Source organism: Lederbergia sp. NSJ-179 (genome assembly GCF_022867885.1).
Lineage (GTDB): Bacteria > Bacillota > Bacilli > Bacillales > Bacillaceae_C > Lederbergia.
Genome location: NZ_JALIFP010000077.1, coordinates 1 through 4,117, shown reverse-complemented (window position 1 = coordinate 4,117; position 4,117 = coordinate 1). Strand labels below are relative to the sequence as shown.

General features: G+C 32.7%; 5 protein-coding genes. 1 reads left to right on the top strand and 4 read right to left on the bottom strand.

The window, feature by feature from the left end:
- Positions 1–398: 398 nt before the first annotated feature.
- The 4 genes from MUB24_RS22700 to MUB24_RS22685 form a co-directional block, all read right to left on the bottom strand.
- Positions 399–1,247, bottom strand: coding sequence for a TIR domain-containing protein (locus MUB24_RS22700; protein ID WP_244707975.1), 849 nt, complete (start codon positions 1,245–1,247; stop codon positions 399–401).
- A gap of 78 nt (positions 1,248–1,325) precedes the next feature.
- Positions 1,326–2,342 carry an ATP-binding protein gene (locus MUB24_RS22695; protein WP_244707973.1) on the bottom strand — a complete coding sequence of 339 codons (1,017 nt, stop codon included), beginning with the start codon at positions 2,340–2,342 and terminating at the stop codon, positions 1,326–1,328.
- 51 nt (positions 2,343–2,393) lie between these two features.
- Positions 2,394–3,434 (bottom strand): restriction endonuclease PLD domain-containing protein, encoded by a 1,041-nt coding sequence (locus tag MUB24_RS22690; protein ID WP_244707970.1) that lies wholly within the window; start codon positions 3,432–3,434, stop codon positions 2,394–2,396.
- 102 nt (positions 3,435–3,536) lie between these two features.
- Positions 3,537–3,851 carry a hypothetical protein gene (locus MUB24_RS22685; RefSeq protein ID WP_244707968.1) on the bottom strand — a complete coding sequence of 105 codons (315 nt, stop codon included), beginning with the start codon at positions 3,849–3,851 and terminating at the stop codon, positions 3,537–3,539.
- Between the two features lie 122 nt (positions 3,852–3,973).
- On the opposite strand from MUB24_RS22685, the gene MUB24_RS22680 reads away from it, so the two are divergent.
- The coding region (locus tag MUB24_RS22680; protein ID WP_244705165.1) for a transposase at positions 3,974–4,117 on the top strand (144 nt) is incomplete at its 3' end.

Below are 4,117 nucleotides of genomic sequence, written 5' to 3'. Positions count from 1 at the left end.
TTAGATTTCGGCAGTTGAGTTGTCTTTTATAAATGCCAGTGGCATTGGAGGTGGCGGTTATTAGATTGCCCCGTCAATGCCACTGGCTATATAGCCGCCATTGAGAGTGGCTGCGGACAGCTAAGCGCAAGCGCCTTAGTCAGCTCCGACAAGCAAATAACCTGCGCCAATAAAAGTCCGGTTTTGACTTTTATTGGCGCAGGTTATTTGACCTCGAGCCGATGGCGCTGGAGCTAGATCCAAACAATAGCCAATTTTTTATGCTTTCCATATAAAGAAAACCCTATCCAAAACTTATTTGTCTTGAATAGGCTTTGTTCATAGGAAAACCTCATTTACTTATGGTAAGGTTCTCCGTAACACATCTAAATGAGGTTATTAATACTATTTAACAAAACTTAATTATCATCCATGGAGTCAATGACTACTTGGTTAATATGCTCTACAATTTCATCTAGAGAAAATTTCTTGGTATTTAACGCAAACTTATCAACCAGATAAGGATTATACTGTCGTACATCTTCTACTGAAACATCATGCCAAATCGGTAAAATGATTACTCTTTTTTCATTAATTTCTCGATTCAAAAAGCTTTTAAATTCATAGTCGGACCAACCGCTTTTAATAAAATTTGTCGATAAGAAAACTACGACAAATCTTGAATTTAATATCCCCATATTCATCATATCTGTTTGGCTTTGTCCTATTTTGAACACCTTAACATCTTCAAAAACTTTCAATCCTTTGTTACTAAGCTTTTCTGATAGCTCAGAAACGAAAATATCTTTATCAAGGCTAGAATGTGATAGAAATACATCGAACTCTATTAACTCTTTTTCTTGTACTGAATGTTTAACATCTATTGATAATTCGTCCAGTTTTTTAGACATTTCAGAGTAACTGTTTAAGTACTCTTCGTTTGTACTTGCCTGTGATTCCATTGATTTAATTATTGTTTTAAATTGTCTTTCTTGCTCCTTTACTACTTTTGCCTTATATTTATTCATACTTTCGGAATTTTTGCGTATCTGTTCAACTAGCTGTGTAATATCTTTTTCATGTTTTAATAGTTCTTTATTGTAACTCCCTATTCTTTGTATATCAGAATTTGTTTTATTTCTTTTATTCGATAATTTTATAATTTTATCAGCTTTTCCATCTCTTTTCTTTCTTGCATCCATCAATTTTGATTGTAGCTGAATATCTTTATCAGTAGTCCTTCGTAAATTAGTATCATTTATACTCATAGATATTCTCCCTCTCCCCACTTAAAATGCAGAAAATTCATTAATCACTTGGCATTTGACCTTCAATATTAATTAATATTATACTCTCTGACTCTTGACCTTTTGTGAAGCCGAAGAAGGTGAACTACTGTATCCTTTACTGGAAGCCTCTTTCTTAGCATCTTCTAATATCTCATCAAAATCAATTGTATTTAATTTGTCCAAGTTAATTCTCATTCTAATCAATGTACCTTTAATATCACAATCCTCAACAGATTCTCCTGAAAGACTATAGGTTATGGTTTTCTTCCCCGAAGCGATACTAAAGTGACCATTAGTTCTTTCAACAATTCTTTTTACAAGTGCAAGACCATATCCTGAGTTTTTATAATCCTCTGGGGCATATGCATGATTTGATAACGCAGATAGTCCTGGTATCACTGCCTTTCTAATAGCATCTTCGTGTGTTGGTTCACCGAACCATGTTTCTTCAATATCAAAAGGTATCGTTTTAAGCAATCCAAGACCTAAATCAGCAATTACCAATTCTACACTGTTTGTAGTTGGGTATAATTGAGAACCATAATAAAAGTGTGTTGTCTGTGAATGGTCAAAGATATTTCTAATCATTTCCCTAACAACAAATTCAAATAAGTCCCTGACAACGTCGTTACTACCCATTCCAAGGTCCCTCAATATTTTCTTAACTATCTTAGTCGAAACCTCATCATAGTAAGTTTCAATTGTTTTACCTTGAAAATCAAGTGAATCGAAAAGGTCAGCTAATACCACCTTAGTTGGCGCAATGTAATTGCTTCCTTGGCTAAAGGAATGAGCATCTGATATTCCTAATTTTTGGAAAATTCCCATGGTTTTTCCGTAAGATATAGCATCTCTATTAATATTGTCTATTGGCTCTATCTCATAAGGTATGGCATCTTCTCTTAATCTATCAATCGTGGAAAGAAGTATGATTGCTCCAGCTGGCTCAATAAAATTTAGTGAAGTAAATTGAAAAGTTAGAACATCTGGCTCATCTGAGTAGTACTTTTTTTCATCAAGATGTTTTGTCATTCTCATCATGTTATCGTATTTCATATTAACTATACTTATCATAATATCCCCCAAATATATCTAGCTGTTTTAATAAGAGTTGGATGCCCCTTTTTATATTGATTCTTCTATTATATTTATTACATGGCTAGCAAACTCTTCAGTTAATTGAATCTTGTCAGCCCCAAAATTTAAAGCTCCAAGAGTTTTTCCTTGATTATTTTTTGTAATTGGTAATGTTGGATTATATGAAGCCTGAATAGTGGAAATAGTGTTATTAAACGTATTCCACCTTTCACTATATTCTGGACAGAGATTTTTTGCCTTTACCTCCCAAGGCCATCTACTAGACGTTCCTTCCAAATAATATGGACCTTCTACAACCTCAAAGTAACCCAAAAGCTTAGCTGTTCCAACTCCATAACATATTAAGATATCTCCCTCTCTTACAGCAGCTGGTTTTCGTTTAGAAAAGTGAAGTTCCTGTATATCTGTTGATAGTCTCCTATGTTCGGAAAAAGGCTCGTCTGATACACCTACAGGCTTAATAAAGTATCGTTTATCAGGCGTAACTGTATGCTGCTTTCTTTTATTTAGTATATCACTGACAGTTAAACTTATTTTCGGTTCTTTAGGTATGGGGAACGCTTGTGAAAAGGCATCTATCTTTTTTATTATTTCTTCTAATTCTTTAGTAGATAAGGCTCTGCTTTCAACACTATTGATTTCATTAATCAATTTCAACAATTGACTGGTGTCGTCAATTAGAACTCCCCATTCATGATTATTTTCTAATCCAGAATTAGTAAAATTAGCAGAAGTTATTATACCCTGTAATGGTACTTTAGACTTTAATGAGATATAAATCTTTCCATGTAATTTATTGTCAATATGGATGCTGTAACTAATATTATTCTTTTGGCAATTCAAGCAAAAGGAATAAAGTGAGTTGGATTTTTTTATCAAATCAGGATTATTATCTTTTAGGGTAGTTATCAACGAAATATGTTTGATACTCGTACCGTTTAATTGATTAAAAAAATCATCAAATGATTCCATTAGAAATGGACTTATTATCATAAGTTCATCTGCATTTAAAAGGATATTTTTAACTTCATTATAATGATTAGAAAAAATATTATTTAATAGCTTCATAATCTCCCTCACCTCATATAGGCCTGTAACAATTTACCTATTTTAGTATACATTATTTAATTTTTGCTTTCTATGAATAGTAAGGGAGAACTGAATTCACTTTTACGCTTTCAAATAGTAATGTAATTGTATATCTTCTACTTGAGAAATTCCAATTCTCAGACACAATGAGGATTCCAATTGAACTTCTTCAACATATTCGAGGTCTAATCTATTTTGTAACAGTAAGTCTAATTCTGTAGAGTCCTCAACTATTATTATTGCTTGATGATTTTCAAGTAGAAATTCTTCTATCCCTTCACCACCACTAAGATATTCATAAAGACTGTAAAATTCACAATTTAAATATTCTAGAAATTCACTTGAAAGTCCACCTATAAGGTTATTTAAATCCTCTAAGCACTGTATTTTTTTCATTGTCGATAGCTCCTATTTGGTTTTTGTGTTAATTCCGTTGCCAATGAGGCTACAATACCAACAACTATTTATAATGGACCCAAGAAACTAGACACGAAATGAGGAGATGTTAAAGTAGGTTTATGAAACAAAGAAAACGATATACATCAGAATTCAAATCTCAAATTGTGCTAGAAATCTTGAAGGAGGAAAAAACACTAAGCGAAATTGCTTCTGATCACGGAATTCATGTTAATCAATTGAGGCAATGGAAGAAAGCTGTTATT

Excerpts from the sequence above, each read along its gene's own strand:
- MUB24_RS22700 (WP_244707975.1), bottom strand. The coding sequence starts at position 1,247 with ATGAGTATAAATGATACTAATTTACGAAGGACTACTGATAAAGATATT.
- MUB24_RS22695 (WP_244707973.1), bottom strand. The coding sequence starts at position 2,342 with ATGATAAGTATAGTTAATATGAAATACGATAACATGATGAGAATGACA.
- MUB24_RS22690 (WP_244707970.1), bottom strand. The coding sequence starts at position 3,434 with ATGAAGCTATTAAATAATATTTTTTCTAATCATTATAATGAAGTTAAA.
- MUB24_RS22685 (WP_244707968.1), bottom strand. The coding sequence starts at position 3,851 with ATGAAAAAAATACAGTGCTTAGAGGATTTAAATAACCTTATAGGTGGA.